Origin of the sequence: Streptomyces sp. NPDC001544 (genome assembly GCF_042894285.1) — a bacterium.
Classification (GTDB): Bacteria; Actinomycetota; Actinomycetes; order Streptomycetales; family Streptomycetaceae; genus Streptomyces.
Map to the genome: position 1 here is coordinate 37,882 of NZ_JBIAVN010000019.1, position 25,900 is coordinate 63,781.

Here is a 25,900-nt window from a genome sequence, read left to right on the forward strand (position 1 = left end):
GGGGGGCGAGGGCGCCCGTGGTTTTCATGGGCGGTGGCCGGTCATCCGGGCCGCCGAGGCGATCGTCGCGCGGGCCTCGCGTTCGGACAGGCCCGTGTGGAGGGCCGCGTCGACCAGTGGGGCGACGAGGGCGGGGCCGATGCCGTTCTCGTAGGCGCGGCAGGCGGCCCAGAAGAGGCGGGTGTTGCGCTGGCCCTCGTGGGCGGCGAGGACGAACTGGACCAGGCCCTGGCCGTGGTGCCCGGTGGACGGCGCGGTGGGGTGCGGGGTGCGCGGCGGCGGGAGGAGCAGGCGGAGCAGGGCGGGTGGGCAGGCGGCGGGGGTGAGGTGGGCGGTGCCGGGGGCGGTGGAGTAGTGGCCGTGGTCGGTGCGGGAGCCGGGGCCGACGAGGTAGCCGCCGGCGCCGCGGATGTCGATGCCGGGGGCCAGGCGCCCGGCGGAGTTGGGGACGACGACGTCGGGCGGGCCGGTCAGCCAGAGATGGCGGCCGCCGCTCGGGGTGAGGACGACGACCGTCTCCGGGATCGTGAACAGGTGGCGCAGCGCCAGTTCGCGCAGGGCCGCCGAGGAGTCCGTGCCCGACTTGGTGTCGAGGTCGACGCCGATCAGGTGGTGCGGGGGCAGGCCGCAGGCGATGCCGTAACCGGTGGTCCAGGGGGCGGCGGCGAACAGTTCGCGGATGCGTGCCGGGTCGGTCGAGGCGTCGTACACGCCGTGGCCGGGGCGGCCGCACTCGCCGTGGCAGGCGGGGGTGGCGGGGTCGTCGCGGTGGGGGGAGCGCAGGGCCGGGAGTTTCGTCCGGGACAGGGGGATGACGGCCAGGCCGCGTTCGGCGGCTGACAGGGCGTGCGCGAGGGCCAGCGTCGTGGCCTGCCGATCGGTGGTGGCCATGCCTCCATGTTCGTACGTGCGTTCGAAAAAGGGAAGAGGGGTGGTGTGGCTCGGCCGGGTGGGCCGCCGTGCGGGAGGGGGCGGTCAGGAAGTCGCCGGAACGAGGTTTATCGGCCTGTCGTCACGCTTGCGTGCGAATAGTGGCTTCCGGGGTAGTTGGAGGGGATTTCGTGGGCAACTCTGGATTCGAGCATCGCGCACCGAAGTTCACGCAGTTGTTCAGCACGCACTCGTTCTGGAGGAGTCGCATGGCGATCATCCGTACCGCCCGTGTTCAACTCGTCCGCCACGCAACGGAAGGCGGTCGGCTCCGGCCTCCGGCGCCGGAGCGGCACCGCCCGGGACGGGCACTCCGCTTCCACTGCCCGCCGGCGGGAGGCAAGGAGAGTGCCGTCGTCCGCTTCGCCCGGCTGGAGTGAGCCCGGACTGTCGACGCGGGGGCCGAAATCCCCCGTGGTGGGCGTTCGATGGATCACTGACACATCTGCGCGGCGGTACCTCGGTGCCGCCGCGCAGATGTCTGTCCTCGTCCGGGCGGCCGTCCGGGCGGCCATCCGGACGGCCAGGGGCGCGGCCATCGGGGCGATCGTCCTGACGACCTTGACACCCGACCGTATCTGACGGACAGTCAGAAACCGTCACGAGGCTCGTCCGAGGTCGGGAGGCCCTGCCGTGCACCTCGCCCCCACCGAGCGCCAGCAGCGGCTGCGCGCCGAACTGCGCGCCTACTTCCGGGCCTTGCTGCCCGAGGGGCCGCCCGGCGAAGCGGACCCCCGTGAGCGGCGCACGCTGCTGCGCCGTATCGGCGCCGACGGCTGGCTGGGGCTCGGCTGGCCGGTCGAGTACGGCGGCCAGGGCCGGGGCGCGGACGAGCAGTTCGTGTTCTTCGACGAGGCGTACCGGGCGGGCGCCCCCGTCTCCATGGTCACGCTGAACACGGTCGGGCCCACGCTGATGAAGTACGGCAGCGAGGAGCAGAAGGCCCACTTCCTGCCCCGGATCCTGCGCGGCGAGCTGGTCTTCGCGATCGGCTACAGCGAGCCGTCCGCCGGGACGGATCTGGCCTCGCTGCGGACCAGGGCCGTGCGGGAGGGCGACGGCTGGCTGATCGACGGGCAGAAGGTCTTCACCTCGGGCGCCCAGCACGCCGACTGGATCTGGCTGGCCTGCCGCACCGACCCGGAGGCGCCCAGGCACCGGGGCATCTCCCTGCTCCTCGTGCCCACCGACGCGCCGGGTTTCTCCTGGACGCCGATCGAGACGGTGGGCGGTCAGACGACGACCGCCACCTATTACGACGGGGTCCGGGTCCCCGCCGGCAGCCTGGTCGGTGCCGAGAACGACGGCTGGTCGCTGATCACCAACCAGCTCAATCACGAGCGGGTCGCCCTCGCCGCGACCGGGATGCAGGCCGAGGAGTACCTCGCGGCCGCGCTGGCCGCCGCCCGTACCCCCGATCCGGTGACGGGCAGGCGTCGCATTGACGAGCCGTGGATTCTTTTCCGGCTGGCCGAGGCGCATGCCCGGCTGGCGGCATCGCGCCTGCTCAGCTGGCGTCTGGTGGCCGATGTGGGGGCCGGCCGGCCGGCCCCTGGCGACGCCAGTGGGGTGAAGTTCGCCGGAACGGAATCGGCTGTCGCGACGTATCGCATGTGTCAGCACATCGTGGGCGAGACGGGACTCGTCCGGTCCGGTTCCCCCGGGGCTTTCGGGGACGGCGAGCTGGAACGGCTGAACAGGGCGGCGCAGATCAACACGTTCGGGGGCGGGGTGAGCGAGGTGCAGCGGGAGATCGTCGCGACGATGCGGCTCGGGATGACGAGGGGACGGCGGTGAGCGCGCCGGCCGGGGAGCCGGGCGCCGGGCTGGAGAAGCGGCTCAGGACGTACGAGGGGCGCGCGGCCGCCGTGGCCACGGTGGGCAAGGACCCGGTCAACACGCCGATGATCCGGCACTGGTGCGAGGCGATGGGCGACACCAGCCCCGCGTACACCGGTCCGGACGCCGTCGCCCCGCCCTCCATGCTCCAGGTGTGGATCATGGGCGGTCTCTCGGGCCACGAGGGACGCACGGACGCGTACGACGAGCTGCTCGGCCTGCTGGACGAGGCGGGCTGTACGTCGGTGGTCGCCACCGACTGCGAGCAGGAGTATCTCAGGCCTCTACGGCCGGGGGACGAGGTCACCTTCGACACGGTCATCGAGACGGTGTCGGCACGGAAGACGACGAAGCTGGGCACCGGGTACTTCGTCACGACCCGGACGAACGTGCGCGTGGCCGGTGATCTGGTGGGCACGCACCGCTTCCGCATCCTCAAGTACGCGCCGGCCCGGCGGAAACCTCCCGGGAAACCGGGGGCCCGCCGCCCACGCCCGGTGGTCAACCGCGACAACGCCGGCTTCTGGGAGGGCGTCGCCGACCACCGGCTGCTCATCCAGCGCTGCACCGGATGCGGCACCCTGCGCCACCCCTGGCTGCCGGGCTGCAACGCCTGCGGCTGTCCGGACTGGGACACGGTCGAGGCGAGCGGTGAGGGCACGGTCTATTCGTACGTCGTGATGCATCACCCGCCCTTCCCCGCCTTCGACCCTCCGTACGCGGTCGGCCTGATCGAGCTGGCGGAGGGCGTGCGGATGGTGGCCGACGTGGTGGGGGTGCCGTACGACAAGGTGCGCATCGGGCTCCCGGTCCGGGTCGGCTTCCGGCGGTACGAGGACGACGGGGGCGTGCTGGTCCTGCCGGTGTTCCGGGCCGGCGAGAGCGAGGCCTGACATGGACTTCACGCCCACCGAGACGCAGGCCGCCGCCCGTGAACTGGCCGCGCGGATCTTCGGCGACCTGGCCACGCACGAGCGGCTGGCGGCCACCGGTACCGGCAGCGACCCCGAGTTGTGGAAGGCCCTGTGCGGCGCGGGACTGGTCGGCGCCGTTGAGGAACTCGGCCTGCTCGGCCTCGTGCTGCTGCTGGAGGAGCAGGGACGCACGACGGCCCAGGTGCCGTATGCGACCGGCTGCGTGTACGGACTGCTGGCGCTCACCGCCCACGGCACGCCGGAGCAGCGGGAGCGGCTGCTGCCGGGGATCCGGGACGGGTCGGTGGTGGTGAGCGGGGCGTTTCCGGCACAGGGGGGTGTACGGGTCTCCCCGCGGGGCGGGCCGGCCGAGCTGACCGGCGTCGTCCCCGTCGTCCCCTGGCTGCGGGACGCCACGCACGCCCTGGTCGCCGACGGGGACCACCGGCTGTGGCTGGTGCCGCTCGCGGAGGGCACCGAGGTCACGCCGGTCGAGCTGACCGCCCCCTGGTCGGCGGGGCGGCTCACGCTCCACGGGGCCCGTGCCGAGCGGCTCGGCGGCCCGGGGGCGTACGGGGACGTGCTGGCCACCGCCCGTACCGCGTTCGCCGGTCTCCAGGCGGGCGTGTGCGCGGGGTCCCTCGCCCGGGCCGTAGCGCACGTGGGCACCCGGGAGCAGTTCGGGCGCCCGCTCGCCACCCGGCAGGCCGTGCAGCTCAAGGCCGCCGACGCGTACATGGACACCGAGGCGATACGGGTGACGGCGTACGAGGCGGCCTGGCGCCGGGACGCCGGGCTGCCGTACGCCACGCACGCGCTGACCGCCGCCTGGTGGGCGTCCGAGGCGGGGCAGCGCGTCGTGCACACCGGCCAGCATCTGCACGGCGGCGCGGGAGCCGATCTCGGCCACCCGGTCCACCGGCACTTCCTGTGGGGGCGGCAGCTGGACGCGTATCTGGGGTGCGGCGGCGAAGTGCTGCAGGAACTGGGGGAGTTGATCGCGAGTGGGGAGTGAGGCATGACGGAGGTGAGGCCCGGCGCGAAACTGCCGCCGCTGGAGATCCCGATCACCCGGACGCTGATCGTGGCCGGTGCGATCGCGTCGCGGGACTACCAGGACGTGCACCACGATCCCGAGCTGGCGCGGCGCCGGGGATCCCCGGACGTCTTCATGAACATCCTGACGACCAACGGCCTGGTCGGCAGGTACATCACGGACCACTTCGGTCCCGCGGCCGTGCTCCACAAGGTGGCCATCCGGCTCGGGGCGCCGAACTACCCCGGGGACACCATGGTGCTGTCCGGCACGGTGGAGGAGGTGGACGGTGCCACGGCCACGGTCCGGGTCGTCGGCGAGAACGGCATGGGCCGCCATGTGACCGGCACGGTCACGGTCACGGTGCCGGTGGAGGGTACGGAGGTGGGGCCGCCGGATCGTACGGATGCGGGCGCGCCGGATCGTACGGACGCGGGCGCGCCGGATCGTACGCCCTCCGGCGCGCCGGAGCGTACGGCATGAGTGTGCGTACGCGGGACGGCCTGGGCGGGCGGGCGGCGATCGTCGGCATCGGGGCGACGGAGTTCTCCAAGGACTCGGGGCGCAGCGAGCTCAGGCTGGCGGTGGAGGCGGTGCGGGCCGCGCTGGACGACGCCGGGCTGACGCCGGGCGACGTGGACGGGATGGTGACGTTCACCATGGACACCAGCCCGGAGATCACCGTGGCCCAGGCCTGCGGGATGGGCGAGCTGTCCTTCTTCTCCCGCGTCCACTACGGCGGCGGGGCGGCCTGCGCGACCGTCCAGCAGGCGGCGCTCGCCGTCGCCACCGGGGTGGCCGAGGTCGTGGTCTGCTACCGGGCCTTCAACGAGCGCTCGGGGCGCCGCTTCGGCTCGGGGGTGCAGCACCGGGAGCCGTCGGCGGAGGGCGTGGCGCTCGGCTGGACACTGCCGTTCGGCCTGCTCACCCCGGCCTCCTGGGTGGCGATGGCGGCCCAGCGCTATCTGCACACCCACGGGCTGACGCCCGAGGCCTTCGGGCAGGTGGCCGTCGTCGACCGCCGGTGGGCGGCGACCAACCCGGCGGCGTACTTCCACGGCCGCCCGATCACGCTCGCCGACCACGCCGCCTCGCGCTGGATCGCGGAGCCGCTGCGGCTGCTGGACTGCTGCCAGGAGACGGACGGCGGGCAGGCGCTGGTGGTGACGTCCGTGGAGCGGGCCCGTGACCTGCCGCACGCGCCCGCCGTGATCGCGGCTGCCGCCCAGGGCGCGGGCCGGGCGCAGGAGCAGATGACCAGCTTCTACCGGGACGACCTCACCGGCCTGCCGGAGATGGGCGTGGTGGCCCGGCAGCTGTGGCGGACCTCGGGGCTCGCTCCGGCGGACATCGACGTGGGGATCCTGTACGACCACTTCACCCCCTTCGTGCTGATGCAGCTGGAGGAGTTCGGGTTCTGCGGCAGGGGGGAGGCGGCGGACTTCGTGGCCGGGCAGGAGCTGCCGCTCAACACCCACGGGGGTCAGCTGGGGGAGGCCTACCTGCACGGGATGAACGGCGTGGCGGAGGGCGTGCGCCAGCTGCGGGGTACGGCGGTCAACCGGATACCGGGGGCGGCCCGGGTCCTGGTGACCGCGGGGACGGGGGTGCCGACGTCGGGGCTGGTCCTGGCGGCGGACGACTGAACCCGGACGGGTGAACCCGTAGTACGAAGGGGTCACCCGTCCACCCTCAGGAGGTGGGGCGGGCACCACCCCTACAACCTGAGGGGGACCCCGCTTATGGACCTGGGGCCGATCCGCGGCAACGGGGCCGCTCATAGCGTGGAGCCATGACCACACCCGTCTGCACCAGCGCGTCGGCCGTCGCTGCACCAGCGAGGCAGACCCGGCCCTACCCGTCGTTCTCGTCGTACGTCAGGGCCCGCCAGCCGGTGCTGTTGCGTACCGCCCGGTCACTGACCGCGAACCCGAGCGACGCCGAGGACCTGCTGCAGACCGCGCTCGCGAAGACGTACGTGGCGTGGGAGCGGATCGAGGACCAGCGCGCGCTGGACGGCTATGTCCGCCGGGCGCTGCTGAACACGCGCACCTCGCAGTGGCGCAAGCGCAAGGTGGACGAGTTCGTGTGCGAGGAGCTGCCGGAGCCGGAGCCGGTGCCCGGCGGGGATGACCCGGCCGAGCGGCAGGCGCTGCACGACGCGATGTGGCGGGCGATCGGGAAGCTGCCCGCCCGGCAGCGGGCGATGGTGGTTCTCAGGTACTACGAGGACCTGAGCGAGGCTCAGACCGCCGAGGTCCTCGGGGTGTCCGTCGGCACGGTGAAGTCGGCCGTGTCCCGGGCGCTCGGCAAACTGCGGGAGGACCCCGAGCTCGGGCTCGTCCGCTAGGGCCCGTCGCGGACATCCTGGAACGCCCTCGGGGGGTTTCGCCTGGATCAGGCCTGCTCGTCCACCCCTTCGGCGCTCGAAAGTTTTCGGCCGCCTAGTGACATACCGCACGGTATGTGAGCAGAATCAGCGCAGCCCCTACCGCCGTACAGGCAATGTCGCCTTGGGAGGACGCCGTGCTGAGCACGATGCAGGACGTACCGCTGCTGATCTCGAGGATCCTGACCCACGGGTCGACGGTCCACGGCACGTCGCAGGTGACCACCTGGACGGGTGAGGGCGAGCCGCACCGCCGCAGCTACGCCGAGATCGGTGCCCGCGCCGCCCAGCTGGCCCATGCTCTGCGCGAGGACCTCGGCGTCCGGGACGACGACCGGGTCGCGACCCTCATGTGGAACAACGCGGAGCACACCGAGGCGTACTTCGCGATCCCCTCCATGGGGGCCGTGCTGCACACGCTCAACCTGCGCCTGCCCGCGGAGCAGCTGGCCTGGATCGTCAACCACGCCGCCGACCGGGTGGTGATCGTGGGCGGTTCCCTGCTGCCGCTGCTCGCCCCCCTGCTGCCGCACCTCAAGACCGTCGAGCACATCGTGGTCACGGGGCCGGGCGACCGTTCCCTGCTGGCGGACGCCGCGGTCCCCGTGCACGAGTACGAAGAGCTGATCGCCGGGAAGCCGACCGCGTACGACTGGCCGGAGCTGGACGAACGCCAGGCCGCGGCCATGTGCTACACCTCCGGCACCACCGGCGACCCCAAGGGCGTGGTGTACAGCCACCGTTCGATCTACCTGCACTCCATGCAGGTCAACATGACGCAGTCGATGGGCCTGACCGACCAGGACACCTCGCTGGTCGTCGTCCCCCAGTTCCACGTCAACGCCTGGGGCCTGCCCCACGCCACCTTCATGACCGGCGTCAACCTGCTGATGCCGGACCGCTTCCTGCAGCCCGCCCCGCTCGCCGAGATGATCGAGCACGAGCGGCCGACGCACGCCGCCGCCGTCCCCACCATCTGGCAGGGCCTGCTCGCCGAGCTGACCGCCCGCCCCCGTGACGTCTCCACCCTCACCCAGGTCACCATCGGCGGCGCCGCCTGCCCGCCCTCCCTCATGGAGGCCTTCGACAAGCTCGGCATGCGGGTCTGCCACGCCTGGGGCATGACGGAGACCTCCCCCCTGGGCACGGTCGCCCGCCCGCCGGCCCACGCCGTGGGCACGGAGGAGGAGCTCGCCTACCGGCTCACCCAGGGCCGTTTCCCGGCCGGCGTCGAGGCCCGCCTCACCGGCCCCGGCGGCGAGCGCCTGCCCTGGGACGGAGAGTCCGCCGGCGAGCTGGAGGTCCGCGGCCCGTGGATCGCCGGCGCCTACTACAACGGCCCCGACGCCGAAGCCCTGCGTCCCGCCGACAAGTTCAGCGAGGACGGCTGGCTGAAGACGGGGGACGTGGGCACCATCTCCCCCGACGGCTTCCTCACCCTCACCGACCGGGCCAAGGACGTCATCAAGTCCGGCGGCGAGTGGATCTCCTCCGTCGAGCTGGAGAACGCCCTGATGTCCCACCCGGACGTCGCCGAGGCCGCGGTGGTCGCCGTCCCCGACGACAAGTGGGGCGAGCGCCCGCTGGCCACCGTCGTCCTCCGGGAGGGCGCCACCACCGGCTTCGAGACCCTGCGCGCCTTCCTCGCCGAGGAGGCCCACATCGCCAAGTGGCAGCTCCCTGAGCGCTGGACGGTCATCGAGTCGGTGCCGAAGACGAGCGTGGGCAAGTTCGACAAGAAGGTGCTTCGCAAGCGCTACGCGGAGGGCGAGCTGGACGTCACCCGGCTCTGAACCGCGCCCGCCGGGCGGGGGACTCCCCGCCCGGCGACCGCGGACTCACGGACGCCGATCGCCCGCTCAGCCGCTACCGGCCAGCCCCTGCCGGTCGGCCCCTGCCGGTCGGCAGGGGCCGAGCGGGCTCTAGTTGATGCCGATGCGGGCCAGCAGGTCCACGATCCGGCTCTGCACCTCGCCGCTGGTGGACCGCTCCGCCAGGAACAGCACCGTCTCCCCCGAGGCCAGCCGCGGCAGGTCCGCCTGGTCGACCGCGGCGGTGTAGACGACCAGCGGGGTGCGGTTGAGCTGGCCGTTCGCGCGCAGCCAGTCCACGATCCCGGCCCGGCGCCGGTGCACCTGCATCAGATCCATCACGACCAGGTTCGGCCTGAGCTGCCCCGCCAGCGTCACCGCGTCCGTGTCGCTCGCGGCCCGCGCGACCTGCATCCCGCGCCGCTCCAGCGTCGCCGTCAGGGCCAGCGCGATCTCCGCGTGCTCCTCGATCAGCAGCACCCGCGGCGGGTGCTGCTCGCTGTCCCGCGGCGCGAGCGCCTTCAGCAGGACGGCGGGATCGGCACCGTACGCGGCCTCACGGGTCGCCTGCCCGAGCCCGGCCGTGACCAGCACCGGCACCTCTGCCGCGACCGCCGCCTGCCGCAGCGACTGCAGAGCGGTACGAGTGATCGGCCCGGTCAGCGGATCGACGAACAGCGCGGCGGGGAAGGCCGCGATCTGCGCGTCGACCTCCTCGCGCGAGTGCACGATCACCGGCCGGTAGCCGCGGTCGCTGAGCGCCTGCTGCGTGGTGACGTCCGGCGCGGGCCACACCAGCAGCCGGCGCGGGTTGTCCAGCGGTTCCGGCGGCAACTCGTCGTCCATCGGCTGCGGACGCGGGGTGTCCGCGACCTCGACCGCCCCGCCCGGACCGTCCAGCGGCTCGGGTCCCTCGGCGGCGTTCTCGTCCGGGGCGCCTATCGCGTACGACCGCCCGGCGCCCTCGGTGGCCGGGGCGAGCCGCGACTGCCCGGCCAGGGACGGCTGGGGAACGGGGGGCGCGACCGGCTGCACCTGCGGCTGCTCGGCGGGCGGATGCGGGCGGGCACCCTGCTCCGGGCGCTGCTCCGGGCGCGCGGCCGGGTCGGGCGGCGTGCCCAGCTTGCGGCGCCGTCCGGAACCGCCGGGCTGGTGCGGGGTCGGCGTGGCCGTCGGCTGCTGCACCTGCGCGGCCTGCCTGCTGAACGGCACGCCCTGGCCCAGCGTCCGCACGCTGAAGCCCCGCCCCTGCGTCGAGGTCACGTCGGCCGGCACACCGGCCGCCTGCTCGGGCAGCGGCTGGGCGGCGGGGGACTGCACGGCGGCGTGCTCCGGGGGGAGAGGGGTGCCGGAGGCCGGGGTCGGAGCGCCGTTCGGGGCCGCGGCGGGCGTTGCGTTCGCCGGGCCGGCGACGCCCGCGGCCGGAGCCGCGGGACCGGCGGGGGCCGGCGCGGGGACCGGCGCAGCCGGAGCCTGGCCCGCGGGATCCAGGCCCGCGGCGGCCCGACCGGGAGCCGCCTCCGCGGGCAGCGGCTGGGCGGCGGGCACCTGCCCCGCGTTCTGCGCCGGAACCGACGCGGCGGCGGGCACGGCCTGCGGCGCCTGTCCGGGGGCGGTCGGCGCCGGGACCGGCTGGGCTGCCGGTGCCTGGACGGGTGCGGGCTGCGCAGCGGCCGGGAGCTGACCGGGGGTGGCCTGGGCCGGGACGGTCTGGCTCAGGGCCGCCGGGACCGCGACCGGCTGGCCGGGAGCCATCTGCACCGAGCTCCCCGGCACGGATGCCACCTGCACGCCCTGGCCGACGCCGCCCTGCGCGGGTACGGCGACACCGGGCTGAGCCTGCTGAGCGGGAACGGACTGGGCCGGAATCTGCGCGGCCGGCCCGGCGGTCTCCGCCGGCTGCTGCGGCGGGGCCACGACGCGCCGACGGCGGCCGGTCGGCGCGCTGGTGGGATGCGGCTGGGGCGGGGTGTGGTCCTCCGCCTGGTCGTGGGCGACGGCGTCGTGCCGGCCTTCGTCCACCGGCGCACCGGCCGGTACGGGAGCCGCGCCGTTCTCGACCGGCCCCGGCGCTTCCATGCCCGGCATCTGCGGCTGACCCGGAACCTGTGGCTGCCCCGGCGCCTGTGGCTGCCCCGGAACCTGTGGCTGTCCCGGCGTCTGCGGCTGATCCATGGCCGCGGCCTGCCCCGGAACCTGCACCTGCCCCGGAACCTGCACCGGCTCCACGCCCTGCACCGGCTCGACGCCCTGCGCCTGCCCCGGAACCGGCACCGAACCCTGCTCCTGCCCCTCGGCCGGGCGGTCCGCCGCCGCGGGCGGCAGGGCGAAGACCGTACGGGCGCCCGCCTCCTGTGCGGCGGCGCGCTCGGCCGCGGCGGCCAGCGCACGCCGCCGACGCCCGGTCGGCTGCGCGGCCTCGGCACCGGTCCCGGCCGCGGGCAGGGCGGGCGGCAAGGCCTGCCGCTCCCCGGCGTCACGCGGGATCTGCCGCCCGCCGGACGCGGGAACGCCCTGCGGAGGCACGGTCCCGCCGAGTCCCGTGCCCGAGGCGGCGGTCCCCGCTGCATGCTCGGCCGCCGTCACGACGGCCCCCTCGGCGACCCCCTGGTCACCACCGGCACCGGCGTCCTCGGCGGGCCGTCCCCGCCGCCGCCCGGTGCCACCGGAGACGTCCGTGCTCTCGGGCGCCGGCTGCGCCGCCTCCTCGACGGCACGCCTGCGGCGCCGCCCGGTCGGCGCGGGCGCCTGAGCACCGTCAGCGCCCGACTCGACGGGAACCTCGCTCTCCAGGAAGGCGTCCGTGGAGCCCCGCCGGGCTCGTCGCCGGCCGCCGGAGCCGAGCTGCCCACCATCGGAGCCATCGGAGCCGGCCTCGACCGCGGCCTCCTCATCGGTGGCGGGAGCGCCGGCCAGCGCCAGCTGGGCACCCGGGACATGCGCCTGGTCCGGTGCCGGGACGGCCCCCGCCCCGCCTCCGATCGGCACCTCGAGCACGTACGCGCTGCCGCTCATCCCCGGCACGTCGTGCGTCTGCAGCACACCACCGTGGGCGCGCACGATCCCGCGGACGATCGGCTCGTGCACCGGGTCTCCCCCGGAGTACGGCCCGCGGACCTCGATGCGTACGACCTCGCCGCGCTGCGCGGCCGCCACGACGACCGTGTTGTCCATGTAACCGCCCGCCGAGACGGGCGTGTTGCCGGTCGCGTCGACGCCGGCGACGTCCGCGACGAGATGCGCCAGCGCGGTCGCGAGCCGCTGCGGGTCGACCTCGGCCTCGATCGGCGGCGCGTGCACGGCGAACTGCACCCGCCCCGGCCCGATCAGCTCGACGGCCCCGTCGACACCGGCGGCGACCACCGAGTCCAGCATCACCTTCGTCCGTACGACGTTCTCCGCGCCCGTGTCGAGCAGCTGGTAGGCGAGGACGTTGTCGATCAGCTGGGTGATGCGCGAGTAACCCGCCGACAGATGGTGGAGCACCTGGTTGGCCTCGGGCCACAGCTGCCCGGCGTCGTCGGCGGCGAGCGCCGCCAGCTCCCGGCGCAGCTCGTCCAGCGGCCCGCGCAGGGAACGCCCGAGCAGGGTGAGCAGCTGCTCGTGCCGCCCGGCCAGGGCCTCGTAGCGGTCCTTCTCCCGCTCCCCGAGCGCGGCGTACCGGTCCTCGCCGGCCGCCAGCTCATCGGCGTGCCGCTCGCGCAGCTCCTCGAGCTCGGTGACGTGCTGCTGGCGCAGCGCGGTCAGGTCGGAGGCGTGCTCCTCGGAGAGCTTCTCCAGCTCCTCGGCGTGCGCCTTCTCCAGGGCGGCCTTCTCCTCGGCGAGCGCGTCGTACGGCCGCCGGTCGTTGAAGGTCATCACGGCGCCGACCAGCTGGTCGCCGTCGCGCACGGGGGCGGTGGTCAGATCGACCGCCACCTTGTCCCCCGCCTTGGACCACAGCACCTGCCCGCGCACCCGGTGCTTGCGCCCGGAGCGCAGGGTGTCGGCGAGCGGCGACTCGTCGTACGGGAAGGGGGCGCCGTCGGCACGGGAGTGCAGCACGAGGGTGTGCAGCTCCTTGCCGCCGAGCTCGCTGGCCCGGTAGCCGAGTATCTGCGCGGCGGCCGGATTGACGAGGACGATCCGCCCGTCGGTGTCCGTTCCCACGACGCCCTCGGAGGCGGCCCGGAGGATCATCTCGGTCTGCCGCTGCGAGCGGGCCAGCTCGGCCTCGGTGTCGACGGTGCCGGACAGGTCCCGTACGACGAGCATCAGCAGCTCGTCGCCGGTGTAGCCGTAACCGTCGTAGGCCTGCTGCCCGTTCTCCAGGTTCGCGCTGGTGACCTCGACCGGGAACTCGGTGCCGTCGGTGCGCCGGGCGACCATGCGCGTCGGCTTGGTCCGGCCCCGCGGATCCATGTGATCGGGCCGCCGCATGGAGCCCGGGATGAGCCTGGAGTCGAAGTCGGGCAGCAGATCGAGCAGCCCGCGCCCCACCAGAGCCGTCCCCGGGGCCTCGAAGGCCTCCAACGCGATGGTGTTGGCGTTGACGACGGTTCCATTGGCGTTGACCAGCACCAACGCATCGGGAAGCGCGTCGAGTATGGCTGCGAGGCGAGCAGCGCCTCGGGATGGCCTGCTGCTCACGAAACGCTTCCTCCCTGTTACCGCATATTGCCGACCGCTCGGGCCATCTTGCCAACCGGCCCGCAACGTGTCACGCGAGGGAGTCTAAGGGCACCGGTTGCCCCGGCGGCGCCGGATGAGAGGGAGGTCGCACGACGAAGTGAGGGGAACGTGTGACCGCCTGCCCCGGCCTCCGTCCTGCCTCGGCTTTTTGGGCGGCCGGACCTTCGCAGGACATTTACGGGACCGGGGATTCCGCCATGAAACATCTGTCCGAGAGGGCGCTACGCACGCAGCTCGGGCAGCAGGGGCACGAGCCGGTCCCACCGCTCCGCCTCACACCCGTTGCTCCGGTCGTACACGGCGTCGACGGGCCGCCCGGCCCAGGTCCCCGTGACGCGGGCGGTGGCCGGCCCCCCGTACTGCATGGTGCAGACACTGCCCGGCGCGACCGGCGCGAAGACGTCCCGGCCCCACCGCGTGTTCCGGTCCAGCGTCCGGCAGGCCCCGGCCGGGTCCGGATGGCTGCCGGCCTCCGGATGGCAGAACAGCTCGTACGTCCCGTCACGGCCACCACCCGCGTGCAGGACGGTCACGGTGAGGTGGTCCCCGGTGACGGTGACCCGGTCCTCGGGACGCACGGGCGGCGGCACCGACAACACCCCGGGCACGGCGGCGACGGCGGGCGCCGCGGCCAGGGGGGAGAGGGCGGCGACAGCGGCGGTGACGGCAACGGCGGCGACGGTGACCATGGACGCCCGGCCCGCCGCAGCCGCCCGCGAGATGACCAGCAACATGCCCTGCCCAACGCTCCGCCCGCCAGGACGTTGCGCCCCCTCACCCCGACCGCCGCCCGACCGCCGCGCCGACACGAACGGCTTTGCCCTGCGGCCCGACTGCCTAGTACCGTGGGAGCCGGTTGGTGACACGACGCTCGACTGTGTCATCATCTGCACGCACCACTCACGCGCTCGCGTGGGGGTTGTGCTGGAGGCGTCGCCTAGTCCGGTCTATGGCGCCGCACTGCTAATGCGGTTTGGGCCTTACAGCCCATCGAGGGTTCAAATCCCTCCGCCTCCGCACCTGATCACCGAAGCCCCGGTCCCCACGGACCGGGGCTTCGGTGCTTTGGCGTTTCCGCAGGTCACAAGGGGTGTGCGGAACGGATTTCACATGGCGGCGGCAGTCATGTAATGTTCTTCCTGTCGCCGCGAGCGGGCAGGAAGAGCCGGGAGCGGAGACGAAAACAGAACAAGCACTCGTAGCTTAACGGATAGAGCATCTGACTACGGATCAGAAGGTTGCAGGTTCGAATCCTGCCGAGTGCACACAGGTTGAAGGCCCCGGAGCGATCCGGGGCCTTCGGCGTTTCAGGGCCGTACAGCAGCGAAGTGGATACGGCATCACCCGGTGCCGCCCATGGCATCGGGCGGCTTGCCGAGAGGCGAACATGCGGGTGAGGTCGCCCGGCTCGATCGGGGTTCCGTACTTGGTGGTGATCCTCGTCGGCTCCTGCGAGGGCGGCATCCGGGCGGCCGCCGACGACTAAACGCCGGCCCGGATCCGCGACTTCACCGGCTTCGGGATCGAGCGCCGCGCGGCGGGTACGGACACGTGGTCCGTCGTGGCGCACCAGGGTTACGACCCGCGCGGCGACCCGGCCTTCGTCACCGTCTGCGACCAACTGCCCGCCGACGGGATCACCTAGGAGTACCGGGCCCGTACCTATGACGCGGCCGGCAACTACTCGCCGTTCAGCGAGATCCGGGCCATGACCAGGCCGGTCGGCTGACGGGCCGGTCCCCTCAGCACTCCCCGCCGCCGGACTCGCCCTTGTTGAGTTTCTCGAGGTATTCGTGGGCGAGTGCGGTGGCGCGGGTGAACCAGTCGGTGACGACGGCGAGTTCGTCGGGCGAGTAGTCGGCGAAGAGGGTGTTCAGGCGGGCGTAGTGGCCCGCGTACACGGCGGTGACGCGCTCGACCGCCTCGGGGAGGGCTGCCACGCGGACGCGACGGCGGTCGGTGGGGTCGGGGCGGCGGGTGACGTATCCGGCGCGTTCCAGGCGGTTGAGGATCCCGGTGACCGCTCCCGTGGTGACGTGGGCGCGGGCCGCCAGGTCGCCGGCCGTGAGGAGGTGGTCGCCGGCCTCCAGCACGAAGCCGAAACAGGTCAGGTCGGTGACGTTCAGGCCCAGTCGCCGGGCCAGTTCCTGCTGTCCGATCAGGTGGGCCGCGATGAGATGGTCCATCGCGGCCAGCGCCTGGGCCGGGGTGGCGGGCGGGCGCGGCGTGCCTTGCATCCTTCGGTATTCCTTAGCTCGTGAGAGATTTAGCTGCTAAGTTTCTTACGACGTGAGGGAAGTGTGGCGTCTCCCGCGTCGGGTTGATTCTGCTGCCTAGGCACGCCCTGTGAGAGGGAGGCGGGTTCGTGAGCGCACATTCGTACGACGAGGGGCACACGATCGCCGGTTGGACCGGCTTCGGTATCGCGGTCGCCGGAACCGGGATCGTGGGGCTGGGGGTGTGTACGGCGTCGATTGCCGTCGTGGGTGGCGGGCTGGCCGTCGTCGCCCTCGGCGTCCTCGCCACCTGGGCTCTGCATCTCTCCGGCTGGGGCAAGCCGCCCGGGGTGCGGCCCCGGGAACAGTGGGGGATGCGGGTGCGCGATCCGCTGGCGCGGGAGGGGCACACCGGGTGCGTGGGGTGCCGGCTGGCGGGGCGGGGGCGCGGGCGGCGTGCGGCGGCCGTGGTGCCGGTCGGATCGGGCGGGGCGGGCGGCGAGTTGGCAGAATCGGTACCTCTGTCACCTTTCGAGTGAATGTACCTCGTACGAACGGGAGTTGGCTGTATGTGCTCCTAGCTTCCGGTGTGGAGGTGATGCTCGATGTACGAGCAGAACGACATGCCGGCGGAAGAGCCGACGGCACACAAGCAGGACGCGATCGACATCAACGACTTCGTGTTCGCGGCCACGGGGGCGCGGGTGCGGAGGCTGACGTTGCCGGACGGGGAGCACTGGTTCCCGGCGGTGGACGTCGCACTGAATCTCGGCTACGCAAACACGCGTCAGGCGTTGTTGTGGCATGTTGCAGAGGACTGTCAGCAGACCCTGGACGATCTTGCGCGAAGCGTCTATGGAGTAGACGCCTCACACAAGATTGCTGGTCACGGGCTCAAAAAGTCGATGAAGATGGTTGACCTCCGGGGGCTGATCGCCCTCGTCAACGGTTGCACCAAACCCGAATGCCGCCCCTTCAAGGTGTGGGTCTCCGAGGTCATCGCCACCATCCAGCGCGACGGTTCCTACAGCCTCGACCCGGCCCCCGTACAACCCGCGCCCAGCGGCGGCACGGCGTACCTCATGCCCGAGCAGGTCGCCGACGCCATCGTCCGGCTGGAGGAGCGGAACATCCGGGCGGACGAGGCGCTGGCGGTCGCGCAGGTCGAGCGGAACGAGGAGCTGCGCCGGATCAACGAGCATCTGGCCGGGATGGAGGAACAGTTTCGGTCCGCCGAGGGGTCCGTGGCCGAAGCGCTCCACCGCATCGCCGACACGCTCGATCTCCTCGCCCGCCGGTTCGGGACGGTCGCGCCCGCGACGCAGGCCCCCTCCCCCACGCCCCGGGAGCTGCTGGCCGGGTGGCGGGCGAGGAACCTGGTCGTGACGGAGGACGTGCACGCGGTGGCGGCGTACCTGGCGCCGACGCTCGTGCGGGGACCGGCCCGGTGCCGGCTGGAGGACGTCGCCACGCGTACGGGGCTGACGCTGGAGCGGGTGCGTGACTGTGTGCGCATGCTGATCAAGCGCGGGTGTATCCGGCAGACGGGATGCTCGCCGGACGGGGCGCCGGTGTACGTCCTGCCCTAGCGGTCCATAGCGGTCGACGCAGCAGGCCCGAAGTCGCAAAACGAAGTTGCGGCTTCGGGCCTTTTCCTACCGTAGCGCCTCGCGGTCGTCGCGGGGCGTTGTCAGTGGTGCCTCCTACTCTGATGAGTGATGGCACAGGCATGGAAGTGCTCGGGGCTGCGGTGGTCGGCGGACGGTCCCGTGCTGGTGTGGGACGGCGGCCGGAGCAGTGCGCTGCCGTGGGGGAAGCGGGTGGCCTTCGGGGTCGCGGAAGGGGGAGCCAGGACATGTGTGGGAGCGCGGGGGCATGCCTGTCCGGTGCGGGCGGTGGTGCCGGGGCGCAGTACCGGCGCGCGGTGCGAGGAGTGCGCCCGTTTGGACCGGGCGCACTCGGTGGCGGCGGACACGATCGCGGACGATCCCCGGCCCTACCGCGTATATCTGGCGTGGTTCGGGCCCGGCATGGTCAAGGTCGGCATCACGGCGGTGGGGCGCGGCTCGGCGCGGCTGCTTGAGCAGGGGGCCGTCTGCTTCAGCTGGCTCGGCACCGGTCCGCTGATGGCCGCCCGGCGCACCGAGGAGCTGCTGCTCGCCGCGCTCGGCGTGCCGGACCGGATTCCGTACGCCGAGAAGCGGGCGGTGCGCTCCGCGTTGCCTGCGTCCGCGGAGGAGCGGGCGGCGGAGATCGCGGAGCTGCACGCGCGGGCGGTGGCGCTGGGCGGCTGGCCGGACTCGCTGACCCGGGCTTCGTACCGACCCGTCGACCACGTACGAGCGTTCGGGCTGGCCGGGCTGCCGCCCGCCGTCGGGGAGGTGGCCGAACTGGTTCCGGGCGGTACGGTGCACGGCGAGCTCGTGGCAGCCGCCGGGCCGGACCTGCACCTGGCGGGCGGAGGCGGGGTCGTCGTGCTCGACACGCGGCTGGTGACCGGGTGGCCGCTGGTTCGGGCGGGTGCCGGCGAACTGACGGTTCCTGTAAGGCGGTTGCCTGGTGTGACCAGCGTGCAGGATGAGCTTTTCTGACCGGAGCCGGGGGCGCCGCCTCCTCGGACGTCGCAGGCGGCTCACAGCTTCTGGACAGTGCTCTCACCGGTCACGCAGAACACGCGCTCAGGTTCGTGCGGGCCAAAGGGGCCGCAACTGCTGGAAACGGCCCACGAGTCGACAGTCCCCTGAGAGATCCCTGTGTGTTTCTCAGGGAAATCACAGACAAGGGAAAGCGTCTTCTCAGAGGGCCCCGACATGGTGTCCACCATGACCACGACCTCGCCCCAGGGGCGCACCGAACTGCTGAGGCCGGACGGGAGCCCCGTCCGAGTGCTTGTGGTGGACGACGAACTGTCGATCACCGAACTGCTGAGCATGGCTCTTCGTTACGAGGGCTGGCAGATCAGGAGTGCGGGTGATGGCACGGGGGCCATCCAGACGGCTCGCGAGTTCCGGCCCGACGCCGTCGTCCTGGACATGATGCTGCCCGACATGGACGGGCTGACCGTCCTCGGACGGCTGCGGCGGGAGCTGCCCGACGTGCCGGTGCTCTTCCTGACGGCCAAGGACGCGGTCGAGGACCGGATCGCCGGTCTCACCGCCGGTGGCGACGACTACGTCACCAAGCCGTTCAGCCTGGAGGAGGTCGTGGCCAGGCTGCGGGGGCTCATCCGGCGCTCCGGTGCGGCCGACCGGCGGTCCGACTCGGTGCTCGTGGTCGGTGACCTGACCCTGGACGAGGACAGCCACGAGGTGTCGCGGGCGGGGGATTCGATACACCTGACCGCCACCGAGTTCGAACTCCTGCGCTTCCTGATGCGCAATCCGCGACGCGTGCTCAGCAAGGCGCAGATCCTGGACCGCGTGTGGTCGTACGACTTCGGCGGTCAGGCCAACGTCGTCGAGCTCTACATCTCGTACCTGCGGCGCAAGATCGACGCGGGGCGTGAGCCGATGATCCACACCCGGCGCGGGGCCGGCTATCTGATCAAGCCCGCCGCGTCATGAGCGGGCGACGACGGCCGCGTGCGCAGAAGCGACGTGCGGGTAAGCCGCGCACTCTTCGGTCGCGGCTCGTCGTCGCGTCCGTGGTGTTGATCGCCGTGGTGTGTGCGGTGATCGGCACCGTGACGACCGTTGCGCTGAAGTCCCATCTGTATCAACAGCTGGACGTAAAGGTGGAAGAAGTCGCCAGGCACGCGGTGGGCGGTTCCATGGACGGCAAGCGGCCGCCCGGCGGCACCGGGGACCAGTCGCCCCCAGGGGGTTCGAGCACCGACATCCCGGCGGGTGGCAGGGCGTTTCGGAATGTTCGGGCGAGTGCCAAGGCCGTGAAGTTCGTTGAGCAGCCCCCCAATCCGCCGAAGACCATCGCCGCTTATGTGGAGAACGGCAAGATCGCCAGTGCGGCCATGTCCGAGACGCAGAAGGACGGCAACGGCGTCTTCGAGCGAATGAGCGCCCACCGCCTCGACACGGCGCAGAAGGCGGCCCTCGCCGCCGTGGCGAAGGACGACCACGAGCACTCGGTGAACGTCCCGGGTCTCGGGGAGTACCGCGTCAAGTACGTCACGAGCGACGATCACAAGGAGTCGTACTACGTCGCCCTCCCCACCGCTGAGGTCAACGGCACCATCAACACGCTGATCATCGTCGAGGTCAGCGTCACCGCCGCCGGCCTCGGCGCCGCCGTCATCGCCGGATACGTCCTCGTCGGAATCGCCACCCGCCCCCTCCGCCGCGTCGCCGCCACCGCCACCCGCGTCTCCGAACTCCCCCTCCACACCGGTGAGGTGAACCTCAGCGAGCGCGTCCCGGAGTCGGAGACCGATCCGCACACCGAGGTCGGGCAGGTCGGCGCGGCGCTGAACCGCATGCTGAACCATGTGCACGGCGCGCTGCACGCACGGCAGCAGAGCGAGATGCGGGTACGGCAGTTCGTGGCCGACGCCAGTCACGAGCTGCGGACGCCGCTCGCCTCCATCCGCGGGTACGCCGAGCTCACGCGGCGGGGACGCGAGCAGGTCGGACCCGACACCCGGCACGCCCTCGGGCGTATCGAGTCCGAGGCCGGGCGGATGACCCTGCTCGTCGAGGACCTGCTGCTCCTCGCACGACTCGACGCCGGGCGCCCGCTGCAGTTCGAGCAGACCGACCTGATCCCGCTGGTCGTGGACACGATCAGCGACTCGCGTGCGGCCGGCATGGACCACACCTGGCGGCTCGACCTGCCCGACGAACCGGCCCTGGTGTCGGCGGACGCGGCCCGGATCCAGCAGGTGCTGGTCAACCTGCTGGGCAACGCCCGCAAGCACACCCCGCCCGGGACGACCATCACCGCGCGCGTGCAGCGGCGCGGTCCGTGGATGTGCGTGGACGTAGAGGACAACGGCCAGGGCATCCCGCCCGAGCTGCTGCCGCACGTCTTCGAGCGGTTCGCGCGCGGCGACTCCGCGCGGTCGAGGGCGACCGGTTCGACCGGTCTGGGCCTCGCCATCGTGCAGGCGGTGGCGACCGCGCACGGCGGCGCGGTGACCGTGGACAGCGTGCCGGGGCGGACGGTGTTCACCATGCACCTGCCCGCGCTCGGTCCCGCCGTGCCCCGGCCGGCCTCCGAAACGAACCGGCAGTCGCACTCACAGGCACACCACAGCACCACCACATGGGTGCAACAGGGCGCTTGACCAGAGTCGTTGGCATGCGAACCGACTCTTCTCCCGGCACCCTGCCGGCGCGGGAGCACCTCCCGGCCGGCGACGCCGGTACGCCTGTCCTGGACGTAGTGATCCCCGTCTACAACGAGGAGAAGGACCTCCAGCCCTGTGTGCTCAGACTGCACGAGCACCTCACGCGCACCTTCCCGTACGCGTTCCGCATCACGATCGCGGACAACGCGTCCACGGACACCACCCCCCAGGTGGCGGCGCGGCTGGAGGCGGAGATCCCGGAGGTCACCAACTTCCGCCTGGAGCAGAAGGGCCGGGGCCGTGCCCTGCGGACCGTGTGGTCCGCTTCGGACGCCCCGGTCCTCGCCTACATGGACGTCGACCTGTCCACCGACCTCAACGCGCTGCTGCCGCTGGTGGCGCCGCTGATCTCCGGTCACTCCGACCTGGCGATCGGATCCCGGCTGGCCCGCTCCTCGCGGGTGGTGCGCGGTCCCAAGCGGGAGTTCATCAGCCGCGCCTACAACCTGATCCTGCGCGGCTCGCTGCAGGCCCGGTTCTCGGACGCGCAGTGCGGCTTCAAGGCGATCCGGCGTGACGTCGCCCAGGTGCTGCTGCCGCTCGTGGAGGACACCGGCTGGTTCTTCGACACCGAGATGCTGGTGCTCGCCGAGCGGGCGGGCCTCAGGATCCACGAGGTGCCGGTCGACTGGGTCGACGACCCGGACTCGACGGTGCACATCGTGAAGACGGCGACCGACGACCTCAAGGGCGTGTGGCGGATCGGGAAGGCCCTGACCACCGGTTCGCTGCCGCTGGACCGGCTCACCCGGCCGTTCGGCGACGACCCCCGCGACCGGGAGATCAAGGACGTACCGAAGGGGCTGGCCCGCCAACTGGTCGGGTTCTGCGTCGTCGGCGGTCTGTCCACCCTGTTCTACCTGGCGCTGTACAGCGTCTTCCGGCAGTTCTCCGGCTCGCAGCTCGCCAACGCCCTGGCCCTGCTGGTCTCGGCGGTGGCGAACACGGCGGCCAACCGGCGGCTCACCTTCGGGGTGCGCGGCCGGGGCGGCGCCGTCCGGCACCAGGCGCAGGGCCTGGTGGTCTTCGGTATCGGCCTCGCCCTGACCAGCGGCTCGCTCGCCGCGCTGAACGCGGCCACCTCCGACCCCGCGCACTCCACCGAACTGGCGGTGCTGATCGCCGCCAACCTCGCGGCGACGGTGCTGCGGTTCCTGCTGTTCCGCGCGTGGGTGTTCCCGGACCGCGACGAGACCGCCGAGGACCCGGCGGCCGTGGCCGGGCAGGACCCGTCCTCGCCTGCGTACCGCACGGTGATCCCGCAGCAGGGCCCGTACGCCCCGACGACGTACGCCTCGACGACGTACGACCCGACGGCGTACGACCCGACGTACGACACGACAACTCAGTTCCGCGCCGGTGAAGCCGCGGACGGCACCTGGAGGGACGCGACGATGCAGTTGCAGCCGGTCCGTCCCCACGACACCGACCCGAGGGACGCCCGATGAGCACCCACACCGACCACACGACCCACCCGGGGGGCACCGGTCCCTCCGGCTGGGGCCCGCCCGAGGCCGCCGCTCCCCCGGCCGTCTCCCCGGCCGCCCCGCGGCCGCACCAACCGCAGCAGCCGCCCACGGCGCCGGCGCCCGGTTCGGGGGAGCCCGAACAGCCCTTCGTCCGCAGACTGTGGCGCGGCCGACCCGAGGACCCGCGCTGGGTGCGCCCGGCCTTCCTCGGCCTGCTCGCCGCCACCTTCCTGCTGTACCTGTACAACCTGAGCGCCTCCGGCTACGCCAACTCCTTCTACTCGGCGGCCGTACAGGCGGGCAGCAGGTCCTGGAAGGCGTTCTTCTTCGGATCGCTGGACGCGGGCAACGCCATCACCGTCGACAAGCCCCCGGCCTCGCTGTGGCCGATGGCGCTGTCGGTGCGGATCTTCGGCCTCAACTCGTGGGCGATCCTGGTGCCCGAGGTCGTCATGGGCGTGGCGACGGTCGCCGTGGTGTACGCGGGCGTGCGCCGCCGGTTCAGTCCCGCGGCCGGTCTGATCGCGGGTGCGGTGCTCGCGCTCACCCCCGTCGCGGCGCTGATGTTCCGGTTCAACAACCCGGACGCGATGCTGGCGCTGCTGATGGCCGCGGCCTGCTACCTGGTGGTCCGGGCCCTGGAGGACGGCCGTACCAAGTGGCTTCTCTGGGCGGGTGTGGCGATCGGCTTCGCGTTCCTCGCCAAGACCCTGCAGGCCTTCCTGATCCTGCCGCCGCTGGCGATCGTGTACGCGGTGTGCGCGCCGGTGTCGCTGAGGAAGCGGTTCGGGCAGCTCGCCGCGGCGACGGCCGCGCTGGTCGTCTCCGGCGGCTGGTGGGTCGCGATCGTCGAACTGTGGCCCGCCTCGTCCCGTCCGTACATCGGCGGTTCGCAGAACAACTCCTTCCTGGAGCTGACCTTCGGCTACAACGGCCTCGGCCGGCTGAGCGGCGACGAGACCGGCAGCGTCGGCGGTGGCGGCGGTGGCGCGGGCGGCGGTACCGGCATGTGGGGTGAGACCGGCTGGAACCGGATGTTCAACTCCGAGGTCGGCGGCCAGATCTCCTGGCTGCTGCCGGCCGCGCTGATCCTGCTGGTCGCGGGCCTGGTGGCCACCCGGAGGGTGAAGCGGACGTCCGTGACCCGCGCCTCGTTCCTGGTGTGGGGCGGTTCGCTGCTGATCACCATGGTGGTCTTCAGCTATATGGCGGGCATCTTCCACCAGTACTACACGGTGGCCCTCGCCCCCTACCTCGCGGCCGTGACCGGCATGGGCGCCGGGCTGCTGTGGGAGAAGCGGCGGGAGACGTGGGCGTCGATCACCCTCGCGGCCTCCGTCGTGGCGGCCGCGGCCTGGGGGTACGTGCTGCTCAACCGCACCTCCGACTACCTGCCCTGGCTGAAGTGGCTGGTGCTGGTCGGCGGTCTGGCCGCCGCGCTCGGCCTGGTCTTCGCGGGTCGGGTGACCCGCCGGCTGGCCCTCGGTGCGGCGGCGGCCGGTCTGGTGGCGGCGCTGGCCGGCCCGACCGCGTACACCCTCAGCACGCTGCAGGAGGGCCACACCGGCTCCATCGTCACGGCGGGTCCGGCCGGCGCGAGCATGATGGGCGGCGGCCGTGGCGGTCCCGGCGGCGGTATGCGCGGCGGCTTCGGCGGCGGTATGCCGGGTCAGGGGCAGCAGGGGCAGCAGGGGCAGCAAGGCAACGCCACCGGCGGTTTCCCCGGTGGCGGTATGCCGGGTCAGGGGCAGCAGGGGCAGCAGGGGCAGCAAGGCAACGCCACCGGCGGTTTCCCCGGTGGCGGTATGCCGGGCCAGAGCCGGCAGAACGGCGGCACCACCCAGAACCAGCGGAACGGCGGCGGCTTCCCCGGCGGCGGTCGGATGGGCGAGGGCGGTCGGATGGGCGGCGCCGGTGGCGCCGGCGGTCTGCTGAACGGCGCCAGCGTCAGCTCCGAGGCCAAGAAGCTGCTGGAGGCCGATGCCGGCGAGTACACCTGGGTCGCCGCGTCCATCGGCTCCCAGAACGCGGCGAGCTACCAGTTGGCCACCGGTGACCCGGTGATGGCGATCGGCGGCTTCAACGGCACCGACCCGTCGCCGACGCTGGCCCAGTTCAAGCAGTACGTGACGGAAGGCAAGATCCACTACTTCATCTCGGGCGGCGGCATGGGCGGCGGCATGGGAGGGGGCAACAGCGGAACGGCGTCGCAGATCACCTCGTGGGTCCAGAGCAACTTCAAGAAGGTGACGGTCGGTTCGGCCACCTTCTACGACCTCACGCAGAAGACCGGCGGCTGACGGCCGGCCGCTCACGGCCGGTACGGAGAGCGGTTCGACGAGGGAGGCGGTGGCCGAGGGGCCACCGCCTCCCTCGTGTCCACGACGCGCGCGGCCGCGGACGGGGTACAGCTCTGGCATCGTGGAAAGTGGCCCCACAGGTCGAGGAAGGTGCGCCGATGGCGAAGGCTGGCGAGCGGTCGGCGCGGTCCAGTGTCTGGCTGGAGGGCAAGCCGCGCCGGGGCGGACGAGGGCAGCCCACCGGGCTGGACCGTGACCGGATCACCCGGGTCACCGTGCGGCTGCTGGACGCGGAGGGGCTGACGAAGCTCTCCATGCGGCGGCTGGCCGCCGAGCTGAACGTCACCGCGATGTCCCTGTACTGGTACGTCGACACCAAGGACGACCTGCTCGAACTGGCGCTGGACGCGGCCCTCGGCGAGCTCCGGCTGCCCGACCCGGAGGCCGCGGACGAGGACTGGCGGGACCAGGTGCGGGCGCTGGCCCGGGAGTACCGGGGGCTGCTGGTGCGCCATCCCTGGCTGTCGCCGCTGGTGGGACGGTTCCTGAACATCGGGCCGAACGCGCTGGCCTTCTCGCGGGTGCTGCAGCGGGTCATGCGCCGGGCGGGGCTGCCCGCGCACGGGGTGACCGGTGCGATCTCGGCCGTGTTCCAGTTCGTGTACGGCTACGGCACCGTCGAGGGCCATTTCTCCGCGCGGGCCGCGGACACCGGACTGAGCCCCGACGACTACTTCCAGCAGGCCATGAGCGCGGTGACCGGGACGCCGGGCGAGCCCGCCGCGTTCCTGGCGGAGTCCGAGGAGATCATGAGGGCCCGCGGCGGCGACACGGTCAACGAGATGCTGGAGCGGGACTTCACCTTCGCCCTGGACCTGCTGGTGGCAGGCATCGAGGCGATGGTGGAACGCGGCTGACGAGGCCCCCCACTGCTGCGCAGGCTGCGCGGCGCTGCGCCGGGCTCCGTCCGTCGGGGGGAGCCGGCGGTCCCGGTGTCTATTCCCCGTCCGCCAGTCGTGCCGG

Annotated in this window: 19 protein-coding genes and 2 tRNA genes; 17 read left to right on the top strand and 4 right to left on the bottom strand. The window is 72.6% G+C overall.

The window, feature by feature from the left end; translation table 11 throughout:
* Positions 1-24: 24 nt before the first annotated feature.
* Positions 25-891, bottom strand: coding sequence for a bifunctional DNA primase/polymerase (locus tag ACFY0F_RS33275; protein WP_388802780.1), 867 nt, complete (start codon positions 889-891; stop codon positions 25-27).
* Positions 892-1,563: 672 nt separating this feature from the next.
* On the opposite strand from ACFY0F_RS33275, the gene ACFY0F_RS33280 reads away from it, so the two are divergent.
* The 7 genes from ACFY0F_RS33280 to ACFY0F_RS33310 all read left to right on the top strand — a co-directional run bounded on the left by ACFY0F_RS33280 (position 1,564) and on the right by ACFY0F_RS33310 (position 8,901).
* Positions 1,564-2,727 (top strand): acyl-CoA dehydrogenase family protein, encoded by a 1,164-nt coding sequence (locus ACFY0F_RS33280; RefSeq protein WP_388802783.1) that lies wholly within the window; start codon positions 1,564-1,566, stop codon positions 2,725-2,727.
* Positions 2,724-3,662, top strand: coding sequence for a bifunctional MaoC family dehydratase N-terminal/OB-fold nucleic acid binding domain-containing protein (locus ACFY0F_RS33285; protein WP_388802787.1), 939 nt, complete (start codon positions 2,724-2,726; stop codon positions 3,660-3,662). The genes ACFY0F_RS33280 and ACFY0F_RS33285 overlap by 4 nt, the downstream gene beginning before the upstream one ends.
* A gap of 1 nt (position 3,663) precedes the next feature.
* Positions 3,664-4,698: an acyl-CoA dehydrogenase family protein gene (locus ACFY0F_RS33290; protein WP_388802790.1), complete on the top strand. Its 1,035-nt coding sequence runs from the start codon at positions 3,664-3,666 to the stop codon at positions 4,696-4,698.
* A 3-nt stretch (positions 4,699-4,701) separates the two neighbouring features.
* Positions 4,702-5,202, top strand: coding sequence for a MaoC/PaaZ C-terminal domain-containing protein (locus tag ACFY0F_RS33295; RefSeq protein ID WP_388802793.1), 501 nt, complete (start codon positions 4,702-4,704; stop codon positions 5,200-5,202).
* A complete protein-coding gene (locus ACFY0F_RS33300) occupies positions 5,199-6,365 on the top strand; it encodes a lipid-transfer protein (protein ID WP_388802796.1) in 1,167 nt (388 codons plus the stop codon). The genes ACFY0F_RS33295 and ACFY0F_RS33300 overlap by 4 nt, the downstream gene beginning before the upstream one ends.
* 146 nt (positions 6,366-6,511) lie before the next feature.
* On the top strand, positions 6,512-7,069 hold the full coding sequence (locus ACFY0F_RS33305) for a SigE family RNA polymerase sigma factor (RefSeq protein ID WP_388802799.1): 558 nt from the start codon (positions 6,512-6,514) through the stop codon (positions 7,067-7,069).
* A 155-nt stretch (positions 7,070-7,224) separates the two neighbouring features.
* Complete coding sequence (locus tag ACFY0F_RS33310; RefSeq protein ID WP_388802801.1) at positions 7,225-8,901, top strand: long-chain fatty acid--CoA ligase; 1,677 nt, start codon at positions 7,225-7,227, stop codon at positions 8,899-8,901.
* A gap of 129 nt (positions 8,902-9,030) precedes the next feature.
* Here the strand turns inward: ACFY0F_RS33310 and ACFY0F_RS33315 are convergent, their stop codons facing one another.
* Together ACFY0F_RS33315 and ACFY0F_RS33320 are read right to left on the bottom strand one after the other, a co-directional pair.
* Positions 9,031-13,548: a PAS domain-containing protein gene (locus ACFY0F_RS33315; protein ID WP_388802804.1), complete on the bottom strand. Its 4,518-nt coding sequence runs from the start codon at positions 13,546-13,548 to the stop codon at positions 9,031-9,033.
* 263 nt (positions 13,549-13,811) lie between these two features.
* On the bottom strand, positions 13,812-14,279 hold the full coding sequence (locus tag ACFY0F_RS33320) for an SSI family serine proteinase inhibitor (protein WP_388803050.1): 468 nt from the start codon (positions 14,277-14,279) through the stop codon (positions 13,812-13,814).
* 237 nt (positions 14,280-14,516) lie between these two features.
* Between ACFY0F_RS33320 and ACFY0F_RS33325 the strand changes: the two genes are divergently transcribed.
* Positions 14,517-14,607 (top strand) — tRNA-Ser (locus tag ACFY0F_RS33325).
* Between the two features lie 175 nt (positions 14,608-14,782).
* Positions 14,783-14,855, top strand: a tRNA-Arg gene (locus ACFY0F_RS33330).
* A 477-nt stretch (positions 14,856-15,332) separates the two neighbouring features.
* On the opposite strand, the gene ACFY0F_RS33335 is transcribed toward ACFY0F_RS33330, so the two are convergent.
* The gene (locus ACFY0F_RS33335; protein ID WP_388802807.1) at positions 15,333-15,827 is read right to left on the bottom strand and encodes a MarR family winged helix-turn-helix transcriptional regulator; all 495 of its coding nucleotides are present in this window, start codon (positions 15,825-15,827) and stop codon (positions 15,333-15,335) included.
* Positions 15,828-15,955: 128 nt separating this feature from the next.
* On the opposite strand from ACFY0F_RS33335, the gene ACFY0F_RS33340 reads away from it, so the two are divergent.
* The 8 genes from ACFY0F_RS33340 to ACFY0F_RS33375 all read left to right on the top strand — a co-directional run bounded on the left by ACFY0F_RS33340 (position 15,956) and on the right by ACFY0F_RS33375 (position 25,794).
* Complete coding sequence (locus ACFY0F_RS33340; RefSeq protein WP_388802810.1) at positions 15,956-16,345, top strand: HGxxPAAW family protein; 390 nt, start codon at positions 15,956-15,958, stop codon at positions 16,343-16,345.
* 66 nt (positions 16,346-16,411) lie between these two features.
* Entirely contained in the window at positions 16,412-17,395 is a 984-nt protein-coding gene (locus tag ACFY0F_RS33345; RefSeq protein WP_388802813.1) for a Bro-N domain-containing protein, read from the top strand.
* A gap of 129 nt (positions 17,396-17,524) precedes the next feature.
* The gene (locus ACFY0F_RS33350) at positions 17,525-18,397 is read left to right on the top strand and encodes a DUF2797 domain-containing protein (RefSeq protein ID WP_388802816.1); all 873 of its coding nucleotides are present in this window, start codon (positions 17,525-17,527) and stop codon (positions 18,395-18,397) included.
* 231 nt (positions 18,398-18,628) lie between these two features.
* Positions 18,629-19,369: a response regulator transcription factor gene (locus tag ACFY0F_RS33355; RefSeq protein WP_234491525.1), complete on the top strand. Its 741-nt coding sequence runs from the start codon at positions 18,629-18,631 to the stop codon at positions 19,367-19,369.
* A complete protein-coding gene (locus ACFY0F_RS33360) occupies positions 19,366-21,045 on the top strand; it encodes an ATP-binding protein (RefSeq protein WP_388802820.1) in 1,680 nt (559 codons plus the stop codon). Before ACFY0F_RS33355 ends, ACFY0F_RS33360 begins: the two co-directional genes overlap by 4 nt.
* 14 nt (positions 21,046-21,059) lie before the next feature.
* Complete coding sequence (locus ACFY0F_RS33365) at positions 21,060-22,556, top strand: glycosyltransferase (protein WP_388802823.1); 1,497 nt, start codon at positions 21,060-21,062, stop codon at positions 22,554-22,556.
* A complete protein-coding gene (locus ACFY0F_RS33370; RefSeq protein WP_388802826.1) occupies positions 22,553-24,877 on the top strand; it encodes an ArnT family glycosyltransferase in 2,325 nt (774 codons plus the stop codon). Before ACFY0F_RS33365 ends, ACFY0F_RS33370 begins: the two co-directional genes overlap by 4 nt.
* Before the next feature lie 158 nt (positions 24,878-25,035).
* A complete protein-coding gene (locus tag ACFY0F_RS33375; RefSeq protein WP_388802829.1) occupies positions 25,036-25,794 on the top strand; it encodes a TetR/AcrR family transcriptional regulator C-terminal domain-containing protein in 759 nt (252 codons plus the stop codon).
* The last annotated feature ends 106 nt before the right edge of the window (positions 25,795-25,900 follow it).